Annotated in this window: 18 protein-coding genes; 6 read left to right on the forward strand and 12 right to left on the reverse strand. The window is 49.4% G+C overall.

Annotated features, from left to right (window positions below; all coding sequences use genetic code 11):
• Positions 1-165 precede the first annotated feature (165 nt).
• Together AACR93_RS21695 and AACR93_RS21700 are read right to left on the reverse strand one after the other, a co-directional pair.
• Complete coding sequence (locus tag AACR93_RS21695; protein WP_197077980.1) at positions 166-804, reverse strand: HAD family hydrolase; 639 nt, start codon at positions 802-804, stop codon at positions 166-168.
• Positions 805-824: 20 nt separating this feature from the next.
• A complete protein-coding gene (locus AACR93_RS21700) occupies positions 825-1,655 on the reverse strand; it encodes a class I SAM-dependent methyltransferase (RefSeq protein ID WP_052497106.1) in 831 nt (276 codons plus the stop codon).
• 66 nt (positions 1,656-1,721) lie between these two features.
• Between AACR93_RS21700 and AACR93_RS21705 the strand changes: the two genes are divergently transcribed.
• Genes AACR93_RS21705 through AACR93_RS21715 form a run of 3 tightly spaced genes read left to right on the forward strand, consistent with a single transcriptional unit; the run spans position 1,722 to position 4,238 of the window.
• Entirely contained in the window at positions 1,722-2,435 is a 714-nt protein-coding gene (locus tag AACR93_RS21705) for a hypothetical protein (protein WP_043851934.1), read from the forward strand.
• A 37-nt stretch (positions 2,436-2,472) separates the two neighbouring features.
• Positions 2,473-3,519, forward strand: a complete 1,047-nt coding sequence (gene pseI / locus AACR93_RS21710) for a pseudaminic acid synthase (protein WP_043851935.1) — start codon at positions 2,473-2,475, stop codon at positions 3,517-3,519.
• 47 nt (positions 3,520-3,566) lie between these two features.
• Positions 3,567-4,238 (forward strand): class I SAM-dependent methyltransferase, encoded by a 672-nt coding sequence (locus tag AACR93_RS21715; RefSeq protein ID WP_082044174.1) that lies wholly within the window; start codon positions 3,567-3,569, stop codon positions 4,236-4,238.
• 66 nt (positions 4,239-4,304) lie between these two features.
• On the opposite strand, the gene AACR93_RS21720 is transcribed toward AACR93_RS21715, so the two are convergent.
• The 8 genes from AACR93_RS21720 to AACR93_RS21755 form a co-directional block, all read right to left on the reverse strand.
• Positions 4,305-6,395, reverse strand: a complete 2,091-nt coding sequence (locus AACR93_RS21720; RefSeq protein WP_043851936.1) for a motility associated factor glycosyltransferase family protein — start codon at positions 6,393-6,395, stop codon at positions 4,305-4,307.
• Entirely contained in the window at positions 6,395-6,721 is a 327-nt protein-coding gene (locus AACR93_RS21725) for a hypothetical protein (protein WP_041209324.1), read from the reverse strand. The genes AACR93_RS21720 and AACR93_RS21725 overlap by 1 nt, the downstream gene beginning before the upstream one ends.
• Complete coding sequence (gene fliS / locus AACR93_RS21730) at positions 6,721-7,143, reverse strand: flagellar export chaperone FliS (protein WP_041209323.1); 423 nt, start codon at positions 7,141-7,143, stop codon at positions 6,721-6,723. Before fliS ends, AACR93_RS21725 begins: the two co-directional genes overlap by 1 nt.
• Before the next feature lie 23 nt (positions 7,144-7,166).
• Positions 7,167-8,567, reverse strand: a complete 1,401-nt coding sequence (gene fliD / locus AACR93_RS21735; RefSeq protein ID WP_043851937.1) for a flagellar filament capping protein FliD — start codon at positions 8,565-8,567, stop codon at positions 7,167-7,169.
• A gap of 25 nt (positions 8,568-8,592) precedes the next feature.
• Positions 8,593-9,018, reverse strand: coding sequence for a flagellar protein FlaG (locus tag AACR93_RS21740; protein ID WP_043851938.1), 426 nt, complete (start codon positions 9,016-9,018; stop codon positions 8,593-8,595).
• A 36-nt stretch (positions 9,019-9,054) separates the two neighbouring features.
• The gene (locus AACR93_RS21745; protein ID WP_043851939.1) at positions 9,055-9,954 is read right to left on the reverse strand and encodes a flagellin N-terminal helical domain-containing protein; all 900 of its coding nucleotides are present in this window, start codon (positions 9,952-9,954) and stop codon (positions 9,055-9,057) included.
• Between the two features lie 459 nt (positions 9,955-10,413).
• On the reverse strand, positions 10,414-11,313 hold the full coding sequence (locus AACR93_RS21750; RefSeq protein ID WP_043851940.1) for a flagellin N-terminal helical domain-containing protein: 900 nt from the start codon (positions 11,311-11,313) through the stop codon (positions 10,414-10,416).
• Between the two features lie 585 nt (positions 11,314-11,898).
• Positions 11,899-12,801, reverse strand: coding sequence for a flagellin N-terminal helical domain-containing protein (locus AACR93_RS21755; RefSeq protein ID WP_041209926.1), 903 nt, complete (start codon positions 12,799-12,801; stop codon positions 11,899-11,901).
• A gap of 381 nt (positions 12,802-13,182) precedes the next feature.
• On the opposite strand from AACR93_RS21755, the gene AACR93_RS21760 reads away from it, so the two are divergent.
• Together AACR93_RS21760 and AACR93_RS21765 are read left to right on the forward strand one after the other, a co-directional pair.
• Positions 13,183-13,818 carry a trimeric intracellular cation channel family protein gene (locus AACR93_RS21760; RefSeq protein ID WP_041209925.1) on the forward strand — a complete coding sequence of 212 codons (636 nt, stop codon included), beginning with the start codon at positions 13,183-13,185 and terminating at the stop codon, positions 13,816-13,818.
• A gap of 92 nt (positions 13,819-13,910) precedes the next feature.
• Entirely contained in the window at positions 13,911-14,303 is a 393-nt protein-coding gene (locus AACR93_RS21765) for a hypothetical protein (protein ID WP_043851941.1), read from the forward strand.
• A 74-nt stretch (positions 14,304-14,377) separates the two neighbouring features.
• Here AACR93_RS21765 and thiI read toward each other — a convergent pair whose 3' ends face one another.
• Complete coding sequence (thiI, locus tag AACR93_RS21770; protein ID WP_043851942.1) at positions 14,378-15,826, reverse strand: tRNA uracil 4-sulfurtransferase ThiI; 1,449 nt, start codon at positions 15,824-15,826, stop codon at positions 14,378-14,380.
• A 178-nt stretch (positions 15,827-16,004) separates the two neighbouring features.
• On the opposite strand from thiI, the gene AACR93_RS21775 reads away from it, so the two are divergent.
• Positions 16,005-16,970 carry a hypothetical protein gene (locus AACR93_RS21775; RefSeq protein ID WP_043851943.1) on the forward strand — a complete coding sequence of 322 codons (966 nt, stop codon included), beginning with the start codon at positions 16,005-16,007 and terminating at the stop codon, positions 16,968-16,970.
• Positions 16,971-17,396: 426 nt separating this feature from the next.
• Here the strand turns inward: AACR93_RS21775 and pbpC are convergent, their stop codons facing one another.
• Positions 17,397-19,820 (reverse strand): penicillin-binding protein 1C, encoded by a 2,424-nt coding sequence (pbpC, locus tag AACR93_RS21780; protein WP_043851944.1) that lies wholly within the window; start codon positions 19,818-19,820, stop codon positions 17,397-17,399.
• Positions 19,821-19,829: the final 9 nt, after the last annotated feature.

Raw genomic sequence — 19,829 nt, forward strand, 5'->3', positions numbered from 1 at the left:
GCACTAAAGTAGCGTAAACAAGACACCGGTTTGATGCCGGTGTCAGGTGATAACTAGATCTGTACACACTATTTAGTTAACTTGTATATATTACATAACAGACTTCAATAATTACATTGAAATAATCCATTTATTCCTAAATATATCTACCACTCAAAACCACAATTACTTGCCACTAAATAATAAAGTTGTCAAATCTGATAGAGAACGAATGCATTTAAAGTCATTCTTTTCTTGTGGAATATCTGGAGTCTCTGTAAGTAAATAAGTAACTAGACCTGCTTGGAGAGCAGATGTAGCACCTGGGATAGAATCCTCCACCGCAATAACATTGCCAGCACATAGCCGAGATTTTTCCAGTGCAAGCAGATATGGTTCAGGATGAGGCTTCCCATTACGAACATCTTCACCATCGATAATTAAATAGAAGGTGTCCTTCAAGCCATTCAGAGCTAACCATGCCTCAACTCTACTTCTCTTATTCGATGTCACTATAACTAAACGATACGAATGCTTCACCGCCTCATGAATCAACTTTATCGCCCCTACACTAGGGGGAGAATTAAGATATGATTCATCTATCAAATCATTATACTCAGCAAGCAATGATTGATTGCTTTCAGGTAAATTGAGCCACTCCTTTAGACAACGAACGATCTCGATTAAAGGAGGGCCATTTAACTTTTCAAATTCAATTTTAGACGCCAGTTCTCCCCTTCGAGACAAGAATAAAGAATAAACATGAAACATTGATTCCAAACTTTGAACCAATGTTCCATCAAAGTCAAAAAAAATCCCTTTCATATATTTACCTTGACCAAACATTATTGTTTTTTATATAGATACAATCTATTTTGGCCATAATCTCCTAACATTTCATAGTTATCTTCTGTTAGAGCACATGATAATTTTGCAGCAGCTTCAACCATGGGGTTTTCATAGTCGACTTTGCCACCATTAATCATTGGCAGAAGAACATAAAGAACGACATCATGCAATGTTGAGAAACAGCTGTTTTTAATTTCAACGAAACCCAACGATTTTAATTCATCATGAACCAGCTTTTCATTCATAAAGTGATTAAATTCCGCTGGTTCTCTCTCCTCAAGACCAACAAGTGTTCGCAAATGATTTTGTCTCGAGTAAGAGCCTATAGAATTTTCAAGCATCAAAAAATACCCACCTGATTTTATTTTTTCTGCTATATTGGCAATGGCTTTCATTTGCAGCGAATCTGTATTTATGTTTATCAAGCATCGAACAGTAAAAATTAAGTCGTATTGCTCAACCGGACATTCCAAATTGAGAACATTACCCACATCAAAGCAAATTGATTCATTATCGATTAGTTTGCTTTTCCTAAGTTTCTCCGCCGACATAATCATTTCTTCAATAAAATCTATCCCCTGGTATCTATAATCAGGAAAGACTTCATGCAACGAAAAAATATTGTAACCATTGCCACAACCGATCTCCAAAATTCTCGAGTTAATTGGGAGCGACTCTTTCAAAGATGAAATGGTTTTTTTTAATTCAGCCAACTCGATTAGTTTTGCTGTTCCCGTTTTAGTGGTAGCCCGGAGCTCGGTGCCATAGGTAATAGCCCAATTTTTCCAATGCTCATGAATCTGAATCAAATCAAACTTATCTTTCATAAGTTTACCTCCATACATACTATCTGTTAAGATAGCATAACATTCCACTTTAAGGGAAGATATAATATGCTAAGCGTGCATGAGCTTTCAGATAACGCAGTGCTTCTCATAGAAAGAGATCGAGCTAAACATGATGATGCACTGCTTACTATAGTCGATAAAATTTGGTGTGAAGCGCAAAGAAAAAACAGTCGCCTTTTCGATGGAAGTATACTCTCTTGCATATCAGACTCATCAAACAAAATTACATCAGTCATCGATGATTACAAATCTTTCTTTTCAAAAAAAAGCCATCCGGAGCTTCTTGAAAAGATTCAAATAATGCCCATTGCAGTTTCTGGCATTCTGGAATGCAAAGATGGTTTTGTTTTTGGAAAACGAGCCAAATTCACAACCCAAGATGCAGAACTCTGGGAGTTAGTACCAAGTGGTGGGTTAGATGCGTCCATAACAAACGACATAAATACATATGATTTCAAGCAACAATTGCTGACTGAGCTATATGAAGAAATGGGGATAAACCAAGATATGCTTCGCACAATAACTCCTTTTTGCTATGTTATTGACCATGAAGCATCTGTGCTAGATATTGGTATTTATATGTATAGTGATGTAAACCAAGAGACGATTAATCACTGCTTTACAACAGTCCGCTCTTTTGAGTATGAATCAATTATTTTTATCCCTAGGAACATAATTATTGATTATATTGCAATGGAAAGACAAAATATATCTTCTATTTCTATTGCAATTATGGAATTTTTCTTAAAAAAAAGATAAATTAACAAGTATAAATAGACCACGTGAGTATTTACCTATGATTCCTTTCTCTATTAATGGCCGTCTGATTGATCAGAATTCCCCACCTTACATTATTGCCGAATTATCTGGTAATCATAACGGGGATCTAGGCAGAGCATTAGCATTGGTAGATGCTGCAGCTGATGCTGGTGCTGATGCAATCAAACTTCAGACCTATACAGCCGACACTATGACACTCAACTGTGATCTGCCCGATTTTCACATCGAGGGTGGATTATGGAATGGCTATACACTTTACGAGCTCTACACCCTGGCACATACCCCGTGGGAATGGCACCGACCTCTCTTTGAACGAGCCAAATCACGCGGATTGACTATTTTCTCCACTCCATTCGATGAGAGTGCTGTTGATTTTTTGGAGGAGCTGGATACCCCTGCATACAAAATTGCCTCATTCGAAATTACCGACCTTCCCCTTCTCAGCTACATAGCTCAGCAAGGAAAGCCGGTCATTATCTCTTCTGGCATGTCGAATGAAATTGAAATTGCCAAGGCCCTGACCATTTTGCGTGAAAATGGCTGCCCACAGATCCTGCTACTTCATTGTGTCAGTGGCTACCCAACCCCTCTTGCCGATATCAATCTCAAGCGTATTACCCGCTTGGCAGAAACATTTTCAGTACCTGTTGGTCTATCTGATCACACGCTGGGGAATACCGCAGCTCAGCTGGCAATAGCATTGGGCGCTGTGGCCATCGAGAAACACCTGACCTTGGCTCGCGCTGATGGCGGCCCAGATGCCGAGTTCTCCATTGAACCACATGAACTGAAAGAACTCTGTAGCCAGACAAAGCTCTGCTGGCAAGCGGTGGGATCCGGAGAAAGTGGTGGTAACCAAGCTGAACAGGCAAACCTGAGATTTCGTCGTTCTTTATATTTTGTTGCCGACATTCCTGCGGGTACAACAATAAAGCAGGAACACATCCGAAGGATCCGGCCTGGCTATGGGTTGCCACCAGAATCACTACCACAAATATTGGGCAGAAAAACTCGCCATGATATTATTCGTGGGAAGGCCGTTCATATAGATGATTTTTTATAAAAGCTAAAAGCAATAAGTTATAACTCTCATATTACAGGATATGTTATATGAAACAAAAAAATGTATTCATGAAAGAAGAAGCAGATGCATGGTATGAGAGGAATAAACTCTGCATCAACCAAAAGTCTCTGAATAATGACCAAATATTCATAGCACTACAAAATATCGACTACCAACCCAAACGAATCCTTGAAATTGGCTGCGCAAATGGCTGGCGATTGGCACAACTGGCTAACCATTATGGCGCCACCTGCTATGGAATAGATCCATCACAAACAGCTATTGAGGATGGTACTCTGAGCTATCCGGCATTAAATCTAAGCGTTGGAACTGCAGATGGTTTACCTGATATTGAACCTGTCGATCTTATTATTTTCGGTTTTTGTTTATATCTATGTGATCCACAGGATCTTTTCAAGATTGCGGCCAATAGCGACAGATTACTAAAAGATAAAGGTGTAATGGCTATTTTGGATTTTTGCCCTCCGGCAGGGCACTATCGAAATGACTACCAACATCATGCTAACCTTTTCAGCTATAAAATGAATTACAGTAGTATGTTCAGTTGGCATCCAAGTTATTGTCGAATATATGAGCATGTCACACATCATGATGGCACCAATGAGCTGGAGCCAGATGCATTGGTGTCTGTTCAGCTATTAAAAAAAGACTCACAGCTTCTTGATGCGAAAAATCCATACTCCAAAAAATATTGCTAATAGTAATGGGAGGTTTTTTTACCTCCCATTATGAGTAATAATACCTTATGCACTACACTAAAAACATCATTCCTTTCTAAAAAAGGACATGATTTCATTATCAATCATATCAACACTATCGAAAGATCTTGGATACATCTCTTTTGCTTTTGCTAAAAAATCTAACCATAAGCAGATCGCTGGCCTCATCAGCTCTATTGTTTTCTCCTCTCCCTCAAAGGAGTAAAGAATGGAACTCAATAGAGTAAACACATAGTTCATTGAACCAATCATGATCTGAGATATATGTTTTTGTCGAGTTACTGCAATCTGCGAGAGATAGCCCATATTGCGCAACATCAACTGATTGATTTCATTTCTAGATGAGAACTTATGTTGCCACTCACCCATCATCTTATCGATTAAAATATCAAAAAACTCAACATCCAGATATGGTTTGAAGTCTTCTTTTGACAAAGGGATTGGGGCTGATAGTTGCGTAATTTGGTGAATCAGCTCAGCTTTATCTATGACTTGTGAAAAACTGATTTCACTATCAGGAAATGGTCTTGCTTTTGCAATTTTAGCCCCATCGCTGCAGTTAAAACACTGAACATGTTCATTCGCAGCTAATACTTGTTCAATCACTCTTCGGGATGTATTAAACATGGCATTGCTTATTACGACACCACCAAAGTTACCTTCATGCTGCCACTGACTATCTCCATACATCAACTCTCCAAGTACCTCAGCGCCTTTATCACTATTGTAATACGCACTAAATTTCGAGTGATGATGCCCTTTGTTTTTATAACCGTTATCAAGGCCAAATAAATAGATGTTTTTAAAACCAAGATGAATTGGCGCAGTGACTCCAATATTGCCAACTAAAGGATTCACCCCCCCCAAGGCCGCGTATTTTTGCAAATGTGGGAAATTTACATTATAGAGGAGAACACCAGGCTCACTGCGCTTAAACATTAATACTGATTTTTCAAACAGCGTAGAACAATAGGGATGGATAACATCTGTACTTAGGAAAAGTATATCTCTAAGATAATATGGGTCATTCATATTAACCAAGAAGTCATAAACAATCTTAGTTCGTTCTGTCTCAACATGAATGTCTGGCTTTATACCTACTTTATGCAATGCAGAAATCGCGCTGCCACAAGAAATTAAAATTGCTTTTTCTTTATTGTTTTCAATAACAGGAAGAGAGGCATCCAAAGATGGACCATTAGCAATAACAAAAATTGGAGTTCGATTGTATTCAGATGGTATCTTATTATCCTGTATAAGGAATGGAACAGTTCGTTCAATATTATCAACTGTATGAGAAAGAGCTATCAGATTATCATCAAAAAAACCCCATCCCATCACCAGCAGATAATACTCACGCTGGATTCTCTCAATTAAACTTTTGATTTTATCATTTTGGTAGCCCCACATGATAAAGGCATTAGCGATAAGAAAAGAACCTCGGCTATGAATAGCCGATGCAAAATCATTAAAAATAGTATCTTCATCCTGGCCTAATAGGATATGTAGACCGAGGTTCTCTTTATGTAAATAATCAAGCAGAGGTGCCCAATCGAAACAGAAAAGAGATGCATAAAAAAGATCTAGATCTGGTTCAAAAAGAAATAGAGTGCCAATTTTGCATTGTTCATAAAGATAACCAAGGTGATACCCCAAACCAACCCCAAACACCAGTGCGGTAGGAACTTCAGTTGGCACTTTGCTTAATGGCTCTTCTCGAATGGAAATATCATCTAGATAAGCATTGAGTTTATTAAGATACTCAACGTGCATAAATCCGAGTGGGTTGGCTTCTTGACTAAATGAGAACTTGGATAAACCCCCTTTATCCATGAACTCTTTAACTAATGTCTCGCAGATAAGATACGGTTCATCACCATATACCGCGACATCATCATCAATCCAGGCCATGTTTGGTTGGCCATTTTCATTACAAAAAAAACGAAATGGTCGGATTGGTTGATATGACTCATACATGTCTGCAATATGGGGGATATATTTACGAAATGCAGCAATATTCTGTGAGAATCGAAGTGGCAAAGCAACCGACATGGCAGCCTCTTGCTCTGCACGTTCTTTTAGTCGTAAAGCAACACCTTCGGCTTTTTTCAAAATATCATCAATATTTTCCGACATCAGAACTCCTTGCTACTCACACTATTATAAATTTGCTTTGCTTTACTCGCCAACCCAATAGCAGATAACTCATTGAAAATGAGTTGATGGTGATCAGATGCCACTTTTTTCATGCTTTCTTCTTGTCGAAAAAGTAACGTAGCCAATAAATTGGCATCTTGCTTCAGTGAAGGTTCACGTTCAACGAGATACAGCAAACGATCAATCAAAGAAATTCGATAATCCATACAGACCAGAGCATCATCATAGCTTTTTCTGGCTAATAGATATTGAAGTTGCTCGTAATTTTCTGTGAGAGCTTGTTGCAAAGAGGCTAAAGTGGTCATTACAACTCACCCAGTTGCTGTCTCATCTGATAGCCCTGTTGTTTAGCAGAATCGGGTAACTGATCCCAGCCAGATTTTATAGTTACCATCAAAGCCATAACCTCTTCAATCGGGGCTGCATCCAATGCAAGGCTCGCGTCCCAAATTCGCTCATCCATATAGGAGTAGAGGCTATATAGATCTTCAGCAATAGCCCCTTGACTCATATCAAGTGCATCCTGCAAACCATGTAATAACCCCTGAGCTTTCGATACAGCGGTAGATTTCGCTTCCATATCTCGACGCTCAATTGCACCTTTGGCTTGAGCCAAACGTTCAAGTACACCTTGCATCATGAGTTGAATCACACGATGAGGATCGGCAACAGCCAAGTCAGCAGCGACACTGGTTGCCTTATATGCTTTTAAATTACGCTGGTACATCGCCTGCTCCTCGTAATATGAATTTATTTATTGTTATTAATTTGTAATGATTGCAGCGCAGCCGCAGAGTGATTCATTTTCGCCAGCAACGCATCCAAGCTGCCATATTGAGCACGTAGTGATGCTTCATATTTTACCAGTTGGGCATTGGATGTAGCTTGTTTTTGGTTCAAGCTACGCAGATCAGCATTTAAAACATCTGTACGTTGATCCAACATACCGCCAGACTTGGAATACTCTTTTAAACCCGTATTCAAGGTTGCAGCAATACCCTTTTCGCCACCAAAAAGACCAACAACCTGGTCAAAGTTTTTATCCACAGCCTCATCAAATTTGGTTTTATCCAGAGACAACTTACCTTTATTGTCCATCTTAATACCCACTTCGAAGATGGTTGAATAAGTTGTACTGGTACCTGCTTTATTTGTTACGGTATTAGCCATAAAACTGCTAATGGTGCGTGTGCTCGCATCACCAGCAAGCGCGCCACCATCATCTTGTCTAACTCCGCCAACGATACTATTGCGCTTGCCCAGCGCATCCATTTTATCTTGCAGTGCGTTATAACCATCAATAAACTGCTTTACCATATCCTGAATAGCAGTTTTATCCGTTGTTATTGCAACTTTGTTGGATTTCAGAGTCGTGCCATCACTTTCTTTATCGGATACACGCAAAACCGTTAATTTCAAATCCTGAATAGAGTCGTCAAATACATTGGTATCACTTTTAAGTGTATTACCATCAACAGTAATCTCAGCACTACTAGCAGCTTGCTTCTGGCTCATCACCGAACCTGCCGCACCTGTAGCAAAGATATCCAGCTCAGAATTATTGCCAGTGATCACCAAATCTTTGCCATCTCCAGATATACCGGAGTCAATAACAAATTTTGCCTTACCATCTGCCGTATTGACGATATTTGCACTAAGACCGAAGTTATCGCCATTACTATTGATACTTTTACGAATGTCTTGCAGAGTATCCCCTGCTTTGACATCAACTTTGAACTCCTTGGTACCAGCTTTAAAAGTTAATTGACCGTCTTGAGTCACAAGTGGGGTGGTCGAACTGGCAAACTCACCTTCAACACGGCTAGTAGTAGCCAATTTATTGACGGTAATGTTGTACTGGCCATTGGAGCCACCACTTTTACTCTCCACCTTCATCACCGGATTATCTTTATCCTGGGTGATGGTAACGGCTCGCTTGTTGAAAGCGCCGGGTTTGCTCAAGGTATCGAGAATATCGGTGAATGCGGTGAGAGATGACTTCAACTGGCCTATACCTGATATGCTGATCTGGGTGCTGTTTTGCTTGGTGACTATGGGCTTCTGTAGTTGAGCCTTCTTGGCAGCCACGCTAGAGGCAATAACGCTCTCGAGATCCAACTGAGAGCCCGCCCCGGCAGAAGTAATGGCCATGTTATCTTCTCCTCATCAATTCGATTCAAATCTCGCTATCAAACAACAGTCCGCGTTTGGGGTTCGCCCCTGCTTCACCTTGTTGCAACGCCTGGATCCGCTTGTGGATAGCAATCAACTCTTCTGTAGGGATCTGGCGGATCACCGAGCGGGTATCAGAGTCCATTACCTTTATTACCATCTGGCCAGACTCCTGCTCCATGCTGAAATTAACGGTCCACCCTTGCAATTTGCCAAATTCCTGCAAGTTTTGTACCTGTTTTTCAACATCTGCCTGGCTCTGCACCTGTTGAAGCTCAGTCTCCTTTGGCTGCCCCTGACTTTTCTGCTGCACGGCCCCGGTATCCTCTACCGTGCCAGAAAGCAGTTGAGCGGCCACTTGGCCGCTCTTGTCACTTAGCTGTAAGGAAGCGCCATTGGCAGATGACAGATTGCCTATTTCGGTTGCCATCTTATCTCTCCCATCTTAGTCAGCCTGGTCCACTCATTACCCGAGCAGGGAAAGAGCAGACTGCGGTCTCTGGTTAGCCTGAGCCAAGACACTGGATGCAGCCTGCTGCAGAATATTCTGCTTGGTCATGTTGGCTGTTTCGGTTGCGAAGTCCGCATCACGGATACGAGAGCGTGCAGCACTGACGTTTTCCGAGATATTGGCCTGGTTACGAATGGTAGAATCCAAGCGGTTTTGCACTGCACCGAGCTCGGCTCGCTTGCTATCGACGACTCCGAGCATAGCATCAGCAGCTGCTAACACTTGCTGTGCACCATTTTGGGTACTGATGCTGATAGAACTACCTGCGACAAAGATAGCTGTCACGTTGATAGCTGTACCTATAACAGTACCAACATCCACTGTTGTGTTTGCCGCAGCAGCAATACCAGAAATACTGAAACCGTTTGCTTGGGTCAAACTGAAACTGATGGTCTGGTTGGCATCAGCACCGACCTGGAAGCTGCCAGAAAAAGTCCCATCAAGTAATTTGGTGCCAGCAAAGCTGGTATCTTTGGAAATCCGGTTGATTTCAGCACCCAGCTGATCAACCTCTTTTTGCAGCGCTTCACGATCCTTGGCTGAGTTTGAGCCGTTGGCAGACTGTTGCGCCAAGGTACGCATGCGCTGCAGCATACCGGTCACTTCATCCATCGCCCCTTCTGCCGTTTGTGCCAGAGAGATACCGTCGTTGGCGTTACGGTTACCCTGATCCAGACCGTTGATCTGGGAGGTCAGACGGTTGGAAATCTGCAAACCCGCAGCATCATCTTTTGCGCTGTTGATGCGCAGACCGGATGCCAGACGCGTATACGAGGTATCCAGAGATTTGGTGGTATTCATCAAATTACGCTGAGCGTTCAGTGATGACGTGTTGGTGTTAATGAACATGGCCATAATAAATTCTCCCGAAGAACATGCGACTGCGGGTTGCGCTGCCAAAGCTGACAACGGCCCACCGTAGAAGAGGAGGTTGAACGAGTCTCTCTCTTCTGGCGGGTATCTGTTTGAACGGACAGGCTACCCGCAGCTATGCAAACGTTGGATTCCGAACACCCCTCGATTGCCTCATCCTCTTTAACGGCAGTAAAGATGCAACCTTTAGAAAAATAATGTGCACAACGGCAGATAATCTGACGCATCTGATTTCAAACGTTAAGAATGAAACATCGTCTAAAGTGAGTAGCCAAAACTTTGACGCCAGTGCGCTTGTAGCCCTCATTTCTGCGAAATGAAGTGCGCTTGGGCAAAAGAGGGGGCTGAAAATGTGTCCTGATTCGGAATGTATAGAAGATAAAAAACAAAAAAGCGGCCTAAAGAGGCCGCTTTCTCATACTTGATGAAGCTCTGGCATTGTTATCCCAACAGTGACAATGCAGATTGCGGGCGCTGGTTGGCCTGAGCCAAGACGCTGGACGCAGCCTGCTGCAGGATGTTCTGCTTGGTCATGTTGGCAGTCTCGGTTGCAAAGTCCGCATCACGGATACGAGAGCGGGCTGCACTGACGTTTTCCGAGATGTTGGCCTGGTTGCGAATAGTGGAATCCAGACGGTTTTGCACCGCACCAAGCTCGGCTCGCTTGCTATCTACCACAGCTAGCATTGCATCGGTTGCGGCAAGCACGTTTTGAGCATTACTCTGGCTACTGATGCTGATCCCCCCAGCACTGCCGCCAACAAAGATCGCTGACAGCAACACCGTTGCACCTGTAGCAGTAGTGATAGAGGTGTTAGCTGCAGCTGAGATTCCCGAAATGCTAAAGCCATCAGCTTGGGTCAGGCTGAACCCGATAGTCTGGTTAGCATCGGCACCAACCTGAAAACTGCCAGCAAAAGAACCATTCAGCAGTTTGGTACCAGCAAAGCTGGTATCTGTGGAGATACGGTTAATCTCCGAACCAAGTTGATCTACTTCTTTTTGCAGCGCTTCGCGATCTTTGGCTGAGTTGGAACCGTTGGCGGATTGTTGAGCCAAGGTACGCATGCGCTGGAGCATACCGGTCACTTCGTCCATAGCGCCTTCTGCCGTTTGTGACAGAGAGATACCATCGTTGGCGTTACGGTTACCCTGATCCAGACCGTTAATCTGGGAGGTCAGACGGTTGGAAATCTGCAAACCCGCCGCATCATCTTTTGCGCTGTTGATGCGCAAACCGGATGCTAGACGGGTGTACGAGGTATCCAGAGACTTGGTGGTATTCATCAAATTACGCTGGGCGTTCAGTGATGACGTGTTGGTGTTAATGTACATGGCCATAATAAATTCTCCCGAAGAACATGCGACTGCGGGTTTCGTCACCATTACTGCATGACGGCCCACCGTAGAAGAGAAGGTTGAACAGACCTTTCTCTTCTGGCGGGTATCTGTTTGAACGGACAGGCTACCCGCAGCTATGCAAACGTTGGATTCCGAACACCCCTCGATTGCGTCATCTTTTTAGCGGCAGAATTTAGCCAAGCTTTAGGAAAATTGTTGCCGTTAGCGGCAAGCCTTCTCCGGTGAGGGGTAACATACTCAATCGCCCCACCCTCTATGGGGGAGCCTTCCAGCCATGTCCATAGATGAGCCTGAGGAAATATAATTTTGGCATGATGTATGCAGATATTGGGAGGAGTGACGCCAATTTGGCGACACAATAAAAAATGGCCGGAGAACCGGCCTAAAAATGAGCATATGCTCAGGAGAATATGACCAAGCGTGACAGAACTGAACAGCTGGACAACACTTGGCATTACTAGTAGAGAATTATATCTCTCCCGATAGAACAGAGTGCGAACCCGAACACCCCTTTGTTCCATCTCTTGACCAGGGCGGCCTGAACAACCGCCCTGTTTTCTTTTGTTAGCCTTGCAGCAGTTGCAGTGCTGACTGAGGTCTCTGGTTGGCCTGTGACAGGATACTGGAAGCTGCCTGCTGCAGGATATTCTGCTTAGTCATATTGGCAGTTTCGATCGCGAAGTCAGCATCACGGATACGTGAACGAGCTGCACTGACGTTTTCCGAAATATTAGCCTGGTTGCGAATGGTTGAGTCCATACGGTTTTGTACTGCACCGAGCTCGGCTCGCTTACCATCTACTATTGCGAGCATGGCGTCTGTGGCAGCAAGCACGTTTTGTGCATTACTCTGACTGCTGATACTGATCCCGCCAGCGCTACCACCGACAAAGATGGCTGACAGCAGCACGGTTGCACCAGTAGCTGTAGTGATTGATGTATTCGCGGCGGCTGCGATCCCCGAGATACTAAAGCCATCTGCTTGCGACAGGCTAAAGCTGATGGTCTGGTTGGCATCGGCACCGACCTGGAAAGTTCCGCCGAAAGAGCCATCCAGCAGTTTGGTACCGGCAAAGGTGGTCGAGGTCGAGATACGGTTGATCTCTGCCCCCAGCTGATCCACCTCTTTCTGCAAGGCATCACGATCCTTGGCAGAGTTGGAGCCGTTGGCTGATTGCTGGGACAGGGTACGCATGCGCTGCAGCATTCCGGTCACTTCATCCATTGCCCCTTCGGCAGTTTGTGCCAAGGAGATGCCATCGTTGGCGTTGCGGTTACCTTGATCCAGACCGTTGATCTGGGAGGTCAGGCGGTTGGATATTTGCAGACCCGCCGCATCATCTTTTGCGCTGTTGATGCGCAGGCCGGAAGCCAGACGAGTATAGGAAGTATCCAGTGATTTGGTCGCATTCATCATGTTACGCTGAGCGTTGAGTGATGAAACGTTAGTGTTGATAAAAAGGCCCATGACTATTCTCCTAAGCTATTAAATTTACTCTTCTATTTGCTCGAGCTTTATTATGTTTCGTGCCCGATGCGTCTTATTTAACGGCCCGTTTTTCGATGTCTTTAGCATTTTTTTCAACGCTTCATCGCATTAACGCCGCTTACCCTATTTATCGGCATGTCATCGATTAACTTAAGAAAAAAATCGCCACTTCAGTGAAGATGGGAAGGCCTGTATCAATGCGCCCTCGCTGCATCGCAAGCTGCTCATACGACACCGACGGTTCCAGGAAGAGGAAAAAAATCGGGGCAGACTCGCAATTTTGCCCGCTGCATCTTGGCGGTTGACGCCGCCAGCCCCTAAAATCGCCGCCCCATCAACAATTTGACGTGAGTTGTTTCCATGCAGACAGTGGTTGAGCAGCTTGTTTACATCAGCGACATGTTTGGTACTGCGGTATTCGCGTTTTCAGGGGTTCTGGTGGCGGGCCGGCTCAGGATGGACGGATTTGGCGTCATGGTTTTGGCGGCAGTAACAGCCATCGGTGGCGGTACCATTCGCGATATGATCTTGGGGGCTACCCCTGTGTTTTGGGTTCGTGACCCTCTCTACATCTGGGTGGTCATTGCAACGGCACTCATTGGTATGTGGATGGTCAAACTGCCGCGACGCATGCCCTGGTATGTCTTGCCGGTAGCGGATGCCTTTGGGCTCGCCCTCTTTACGGTGATCGGCGCCCAGAAAGCCCTCAACTTTGGTACTTCGGGACTAATCGCCGTGTTGATGGGCACCATGACCGGGGTGGCTGGTGGCATGATCCGCGATGTACTGGCCCGGGAAGTGCCCATGGTGCTGCAAAAAGAGATCTATGCCACCGCCTGTATCCTCGGCGGCATTCTCTACACGCTGGCACTGGAGGCCGATATGGATCGGGTCACCGCCATGCTTATCTGCATGAGCGCCGTATTTGGCCTGCGGGTTGCCGCCATCTATTGGCATCTCTCCCTGCCCACCTTCTCGCTACAGCGCAGCAATTGAGGGAAGCCCCGCACAGTGTGCGGGGCTTCGCGTTGAACCAAAAGCGCTTTTCTGTTGTCATACAACACAGTTGTTGTTAGCCGGAACTTCTCATGCAAAAGATCGGAATGTTCGCCACGCTCTTTCTCACCAGCGTGACGGCACTTCATGCCGAGGCACAGGCAGTATTTGGACGATTGGCCTCGGCGCCCGTACAACAGTTCAATCAGGTAATACGTGAGGCCAGCAACGAGCAGCAAGGCTGGGTCAATGACTATCGCGAAGTGGCGCGACGTTTTGTCGGCCATGGCGACATGACCAGTCGTATCCACGCCCAGCAGCTGGATAACGATCTGGTGCTCTCTGTCGCACTGGATGGCGCAAACAGTGACATGCTCTATATCCTGACCCTCTATCGCAGCAACAATCTCTGGCAGATGCGGGAAGCCGAAATGGGTTGGCGCTGTCAGGGACAGGACTCCTTCACCCCGGTCCCCTGCCCCTGACAGGCATGACAAAACTGGTGAAATAAAAAATCCGGCACATTGGCCGGATTTTTTATGGGTGATTGAGCGTCAAATTACGGACGGTAAACTTTGACGTTGGCAAAGCCTTTCTCTTTCAGGTAAAGCGCCTGCAGCTTGCTCATCACACCGCGATCACAGTAGAGCAGGTAGGTCTTCTCTTTGGGTAGATCGCCAAAGGCGGTAGCCAGCTTGAAGAAGGGGATATGCATGACCTCACGTCCTTCCACCAGCAATGGCTTCTCGTCGTGCTCGTCCATGGAGCGGATATCGAGGATCACCTCGTTGTCACCGCTCTCGGCGGTAGTCTCCACTTCCTGCACCTCGGCGGCGGTCTCTTCACCAATGCGACGAATGTCGAGGTAACGGGCCTCGGCCACCACCTTGTCCAGAATGGCGAAGTCGAAGTTGCCCTCTTCCTCTTCAATGCGCGCCAGATCGGCCTTCACGGTCGGCTTCTTGGAGATGACACCGCAATACTCCGGCATGGTCTCGGCAAACTCCAGAGTGCCGATGCGGCGGGCTTCACTGATGATGTCCGGCTTGTCCCAGGTGATGAGCGGGCGCAGGATCACCTTGTCGGTCACCCGGTCGATGACGTTCAGGTTGGTGAGGGTCTGGCTGGAAACCTGGCCCACACACTCGCCGGTCACCAGCGCCGGGATCTGGAACTCGTCAGCCACCTTGGCGGCGGCACGCATCATCATCCGCTTGAGCACCACCCCCATCTGACCATTATCGATCTTCTCGAGGATCTCTGCGACCACCGGCTCGAAGTCCACTGCGGTAAAACGCACCCGATGGGAGGAACCGAAGCGGTTCCACAGGTGATAGGCTACCTGCTTGACGCCGATTTCGTGAGCTGCGCCGCCCAGATTGAAGAAGCAGTAGTGCACCCGGCAGCCGCGCTTGATGAACTGGAACGACGCCACACCGGAGTCAAAACCGCCGGAGATGAGGCTCAGCACATCTTCCTGAGTGGCGATGGGCATGCCGCTCAGGCCCTGATGGATGGCGCTGACGATGAAGAGCTCTTCGCCGTCAATCTCGAGGTTGATCTTCACATCCGGGTTTTTGAGGCGCACGCCGTTGCTTTCGCAGTGCTGGTTCAAACCACCGCCCACGTAGCGCTCAATCTCGAGAGATGAGAACTCGTGCTTGCCGTGGCGCTTGGCGCGCACGCAGAAGGTTTTGCCCTTGAGCTGGTCGCCCCACACGGCTTTCACCTGCTCGAAGATGTCGTGCAGATCGGTGAACTTGCTTGCCTGAACCTCGAGGAAGGCCTGAATGCCGGGAATACAGGCCAAAGCTTCGATGGCCTGCTCACGAAACTGGTCATTGCGGGAGCTCACGATCAGCTTGTCCCAATCCATCCGTACGCGGGCATCGTCGTCGAAGCGGCGCAGGACGTTGCGGATATTGCCCTGCAGGATCTTGATAAAGCGCTGGCGAACCGACTTGCTCTTGATGGTGATTTCCGGGAACAGCTTGATAATGAACTTCATGGTAATGACTCGGGTGACCTTGATTTAAGGGCGCGAATTATATCAGAACTTTGTGGCCAGCGCCTACTGGATGAGCGTTTGCTCACATTCCCCCACGCAGTGTTTGCCGTGCAGCGCCAATCTTGCGTATATTCCCGACCCTGCACCCCGGCACCACTTCTGGCGACAGACCGATACGATGAAGACCTATATCTACTACCCCGGTATGGAGGTACGTGACGAGCTCTGGCTCAAGTTTGCTCTGCTCTATCTGGAGCGGCTCGCCTTTGTCTTCACCGTCAGCGAAAAGAGCGGTCTCACCGTCCTGCAGCAAACCCTCGAGCAGGAGACCGATCTGCTGGCCGAGCGACCCGATGCCGCCTTCTTTGCCGCCATCACTCCGCAACTCGAAAGCCAGTTAAGCGGTTTGCTTGCTCCCGATTTTGTCCGTCACAAGGTGTTTGGCAACAAGGAGCTGGTCACCCGCTGGCGTCAGGGGGCCAACCACGACTGCTTCTGCCCGGATCAGGCGGGGCTGGAGCGGCTGCACGGCTTTTGCCTCAACCATGGTTTTGCCAGTCGGGATCAGGGGGGGATCAGAATGGCACGGCGCTTTGCCAATCTGCTCTCCATGCGTCTCGCCCGTGAGTGGGCACTCGCCAATGACGGGGCGCTCATTACCGATCACGACTATCTGGACCGCCTGCTCCATCTGCTCGAATCCCGCTACCACAATCGCGGCGGTCAGGATTGCTTCCACCTCGAGATCCCGTTGCAAGTACCCACTCACCTCGGCGAGATCTCTTTCGCCGAGCTTATCGCCCTGCGCGGGCGCAGCGGCTTTCGCCAGCAGTTGGCCGAATTTCATCTGGCCCTCGACAACCTGCTCACCATGCTGGGGAGCGGCTATGCCGACCCGGCGGCCCTGACCCGTTTCGAGCAGGCCCGGCAAGGGCTGAATCAACTGCTCGGCCCCGAGACCATCAGCATGCCGCTCACCACTCTGGTCAGCACCAGCCTGCCCGCCGTGGCGATGCTCCATCAGCTAAAGGCGAGCCATCCCGAAAGCGACCTCATCTTCCATCCCATCAAGAAGAGCCACTTTCACCAGCGCAAGAGCCAGCACTTCTTCACCCGGCTCGGTCATCTGCGCCAACCGGGCTGAACCGGCGGAATGAAAAAGGGGTTGGCATCTGCCAACCCCTCTCGTTTTCTGCAGCCTACCAATCATCACCCCGGTGATTGGCCCGCTCTTGTGCGTCACGGCGCGCTTCCATCGCCCTGTCACGGCGGATATTGGCAGGGGTACAGGCAAACTGTTTCTGATAACAACGAACAAAACTCTCGGAAGCGGGTTCGAAAGGTGAATAGAACCCGGTACGTTCAGGAGAAACATGGTGATCAGCATGATTGGTAGTGGCACAGCCCGAACTCATCAGCACCAGCAAGGGACACAGAACACGCAGCAAAAGAGAACTCCCAATTGGATTTGAATGAACTCGCAATTATTCAAAAATTAATTCATCCAATCAAACATTGATGCATTTCAAATGATTAATTACATTCACCTCAATGGCAGTCGGCAAAACGCTCAACGGGTGATGGTGCCAGCATCACTGTCAGGATGCACCATGCGAAACTCGATGCGATCGCTGTTGCCCGCCTCGTCCACCACCACCAGTTGATAACGACCCGCCACGCTCAGCACCTGATCGCCATCCCAACGCAGCCGCTGGCCGTTGAGAAACCAGGCCGGCTTGCCGACACCGCCGAGCACCTTGGGCTGCAACCGATAGCGCTGGCTGCGGATAAGGTTGCCCTCCCCCAGCGCCACGATGCGAATGGGCGCCTGCAGCTCGGCGCTCTGCCCCTCCCCTGCACAACCGCTGGCCAGCAGCGCCTGCCGTCGCTCGCCGGGGGACCGCCACGGCTCCAGCGACAATGGCCAGAGCGCCCGAAAACCGGATTGCGCCACATCGTGGCAACGGGTCAGCGTCGGCTTGCCTTCAGAGGTCAGCGCAACCTGACGCAGCGGCGAGGGCCAGTCCATGGGATCCGGCAAGGTGGGAGGATCACGCCCTTCCAGCAACCAGGCACTCTGGCGCTGCAAGCAGGCCTCTGGCAGGGTCGCGCTCATTTTGCGCCCCAGCGGCCAGCAGATCTCGGCCTCGCTCACCGTGTTGGGTTGTGCCGGCAGGGGGCTGTTGTCAGCCAACCGCGAGTAGACGGAGAGCAGCAGCGGCACCGCCGCGCTCTGGCCGTAAAAACCGGGCATGGGGGTACCGTCGGGTCGACCAAGCCAGACGCCTATGGTCCAGCGACCGGAGACCCCCATCGCCCAGCTGTCGCGATAGCCATAGCTGGTGCCGGTCTTCCAGGCCAGTCGATTGACCCGGCCGGTCGCCTCACTGGCAAAGGGCTGATCGGCGCGCCCCTGCGCGCTCAGGATCTGCCAGATGATCCAGGCTGCACCCGGGCTCAGCAAGGGGCGCGACACCGCCTGCTGCCCCGCCAGCCAGACCGGCATTGCCACCTGCCCCTGTCGAGTGAGCGAGCTGTAGAGCGCGACAAGCTGCTCGAGCCGAATACCAGCCGCCCCCAGCGCGATGGCCGGATTGGGTTTGTCGGAGAGCGCCAGCCGCACTCCGGCGTTGTCGAGGCGACTGACCAGTTTGTCAGGCCCGAGCGCCTCCAGCACCTGCACCGCCGGCACGTTGAGGGATTGCTGCAGCGCCTGGGCCAGGGTCACCGGCCCCTGAAAGGCGCCGGAGAAATTGGCGGGGCGATACTCCGAGCCCAGCCTTGGCGCATCGGAGAGCAGGGAGGCCGAGTGCACCAGCCCCTCGTCCATCGCCAGACCGTAGATGAAGGGCTTGAGGGTGGAGCCGGGAGAGCGGATCGCCTGCACCATGTCGAGGTAACCGTGGCGGCGCAAATTGCCATACTCGGCGCTGCCTACATAGGCGCGCACCGCCATGGTTTTGTTATCTACCAAGAGCAACGCCGCTGAGGTCTGCTCGGGGAAGCGACGAATGTAGCTCGCCACCCGCCCCTCCAACCAACGCTGCAGATCGCCGTCGATGGTGGTGTGCACCAGCGCCCCGGCCTGATTGTCGGCGGCGAGACGGGCAAACAGCGGCGCCTCCATCGGCGTAAAGTGGCCGCGGGCCAGCACCGGCTCGATACGCCCCTCCAGCCACACCTGTTCGGGCCAGACGCCTTGCGCTACCAGCCGCTGCATCACCTTGTCACGGGCGGTGCGGGCCCGCTCGGGGTGGCGGTCCGGCCGGTTGCGGCTGGGAGCCTGCGGCAGCACCGCCAACAGTGCCGCCTCGGCATAGGTCAGCTTGGCCGCACTCTTGCCAAGATAAGCAAAACTTGCTGCCTGCACCCCCTCCAGATTGCCGCCAAACGGCGCCCGGTTGAGGTAGACGGTGAGCAGGGTGCGCTTGTCATAGTGCCACTCCAGCTGCAACGCGCGCGCCATCTGGCGCAACTTGCCGGGCACGCTCCTGTGGTAGGGCTCGATAAGACGCGCCACCTGCATGGTGAGGGTCGAGCCGCCCGACACAGCCCGCCCATAGCGCAGCCACTGCCAGACCCCGCGCACCATGGCCACCGGATTGACTCCGGGATGACGCCAGAAGTAGCGATCCTCGTAGCCCAGCAGCGCCTCGATATAGCGAGGGGAGACCTGCTCCAGGGTCACGGGGTAACGCCACACGCCGCTGGTATCGGCAAAGGCGCGCAGCGGTCGCCCCTTCATGTCGAGCACCACCCGTGCGTAGGCAGGGTCGAGCGGTGGCGGCGGGAAGAGTCGATCCAGTGCCAGCAATGACAGGAGCAGTGCTACAACGCCCAGCACCGAGCAACGCAGCCAGCGTGGCAGGCGACCAAGCCAGCGCCAGCCAGCGTGGCCAGTGCGACCCAATTTCAGCCAGCCACGCTGCCAGAAAGTGAGCGGGCGAACCCGCTCAAGGGAGGGGACGTTACTCGGAGGGCGTCTGCGACTCATAAAACGCCA

The sequence above is a fragment of the Aeromonas sp. L_1B5_3 genome (genome assembly GCF_963866575.1).
In the GTDB taxonomy this organism is placed as follows: Bacteria; Pseudomonadota; Gammaproteobacteria; order Enterobacterales; family Aeromonadaceae; genus Aeromonas; species Aeromonas jandaei.

What these genes read in the sequence shown, in the direction of transcription:
- fliS (WP_041209323.1), bottom strand. Translation starts at nt 7,143, where the DNA reads ATGTACCAGCGTAATTTAAAAGCATATAAGGCAACCAGTGTCGCTGCT.
- AACR93_RS21775 (WP_043851943.1), top strand. Translation starts at nt 16,005, where the DNA reads ATGAAGACCTATATCTACTACCCCGGTATGGAGGTACGTGACGAGCTC.
- AACR93_RS21755 (WP_041209926.1), bottom strand. Translation starts at nt 12,801, where the DNA reads ATGGGCCTTTTTATCAACACTAACGTTTCATCACTCAACGCTCAGCGT.
- pseI (WP_043851935.1), top strand. Translation starts at nt 2,473, where the DNA reads ATGATTCCTTTCTCTATTAATGGCCGTCTGATTGATCAGAATTCCCCA.
- AACR93_RS21725 (WP_041209324.1), bottom strand. Translation starts at nt 6,721, where the DNA reads ATGACCACTTTAGCCTCTTTGCAACAAGCTCTCACAGAAAATTACGAG.
- AACR93_RS21765 (WP_043851941.1), top strand. Translation starts at nt 13,911, where the DNA reads ATGCAAAAGATCGGAATGTTCGCCACGCTCTTTCTCACCAGCGTGACG.
- AACR93_RS21715 (WP_082044174.1), top strand. Translation starts at nt 3,567, where the DNA reads ATGAAACAAAAAAATGTATTCATGAAAGAAGAAGCAGATGCATGGTAT.
- pbpC (WP_043851944.1), bottom strand. Translation starts at nt 19,820, where the DNA reads ATGAGTCGCAGACGCCCTCCGAGTAACGTCCCCTCCCTTGAGCGGGTT.
- AACR93_RS21740 (WP_043851938.1), bottom strand. Translation starts at nt 9,018, where the DNA reads ATGGCAACCGAAATAGGCAATCTGTCATCTGCCAATGGCGCTTCCTTA.
- AACR93_RS21760 (WP_041209925.1), top strand. Translation starts at nt 13,183, where the DNA reads ATGCAGACAGTGGTTGAGCAGCTTGTTTACATCAGCGACATGTTTGGT.
- fliD (WP_043851937.1), bottom strand. Translation starts at nt 8,567, where the DNA reads ATGGCCATTACTTCTGCCGGGGCGGGCTCTCAGTTGGATCTCGAGAGC.
- thiI (WP_043851942.1), bottom strand. Translation starts at nt 15,826, where the DNA reads ATGAAGTTCATTATCAAGCTGTTCCCGGAAATCACCATCAAGAGCAAG.
- AACR93_RS21750 (WP_043851940.1), bottom strand. Translation starts at nt 11,313, where the DNA reads ATGGCCATGTACATTAACACCAACACGTCATCACTGAACGCCCAGCGT.
- AACR93_RS21720 (WP_043851936.1), bottom strand. Translation starts at nt 6,395, where the DNA reads ATGTCGGAAAATATTGATGATATTTTGAAAAAAGCCGAAGGTGTTGCT.
- AACR93_RS21705 (WP_043851934.1), top strand. Translation starts at nt 1,722, where the DNA reads ATGCTAAGCGTGCATGAGCTTTCAGATAACGCAGTGCTTCTCATAGAA.
- AACR93_RS21745 (WP_043851939.1), bottom strand. Translation starts at nt 9,954, where the DNA reads ATGGCCATGTTCATTAACACCAACACGTCATCACTGAACGCTCAGCGT.
- AACR93_RS21700 (WP_052497106.1), bottom strand. Translation starts at nt 1,655, where the DNA reads ATGAAAGATAAGTTTGATTTGATTCAGATTCATGAGCATTGGAAAAAT.
- AACR93_RS21695 (WP_197077980.1), bottom strand. Translation starts at nt 804, where the DNA reads ATGAAAGGGATTTTTTTTGACTTTGATGGAACATTGGTTCAAAGTTTG.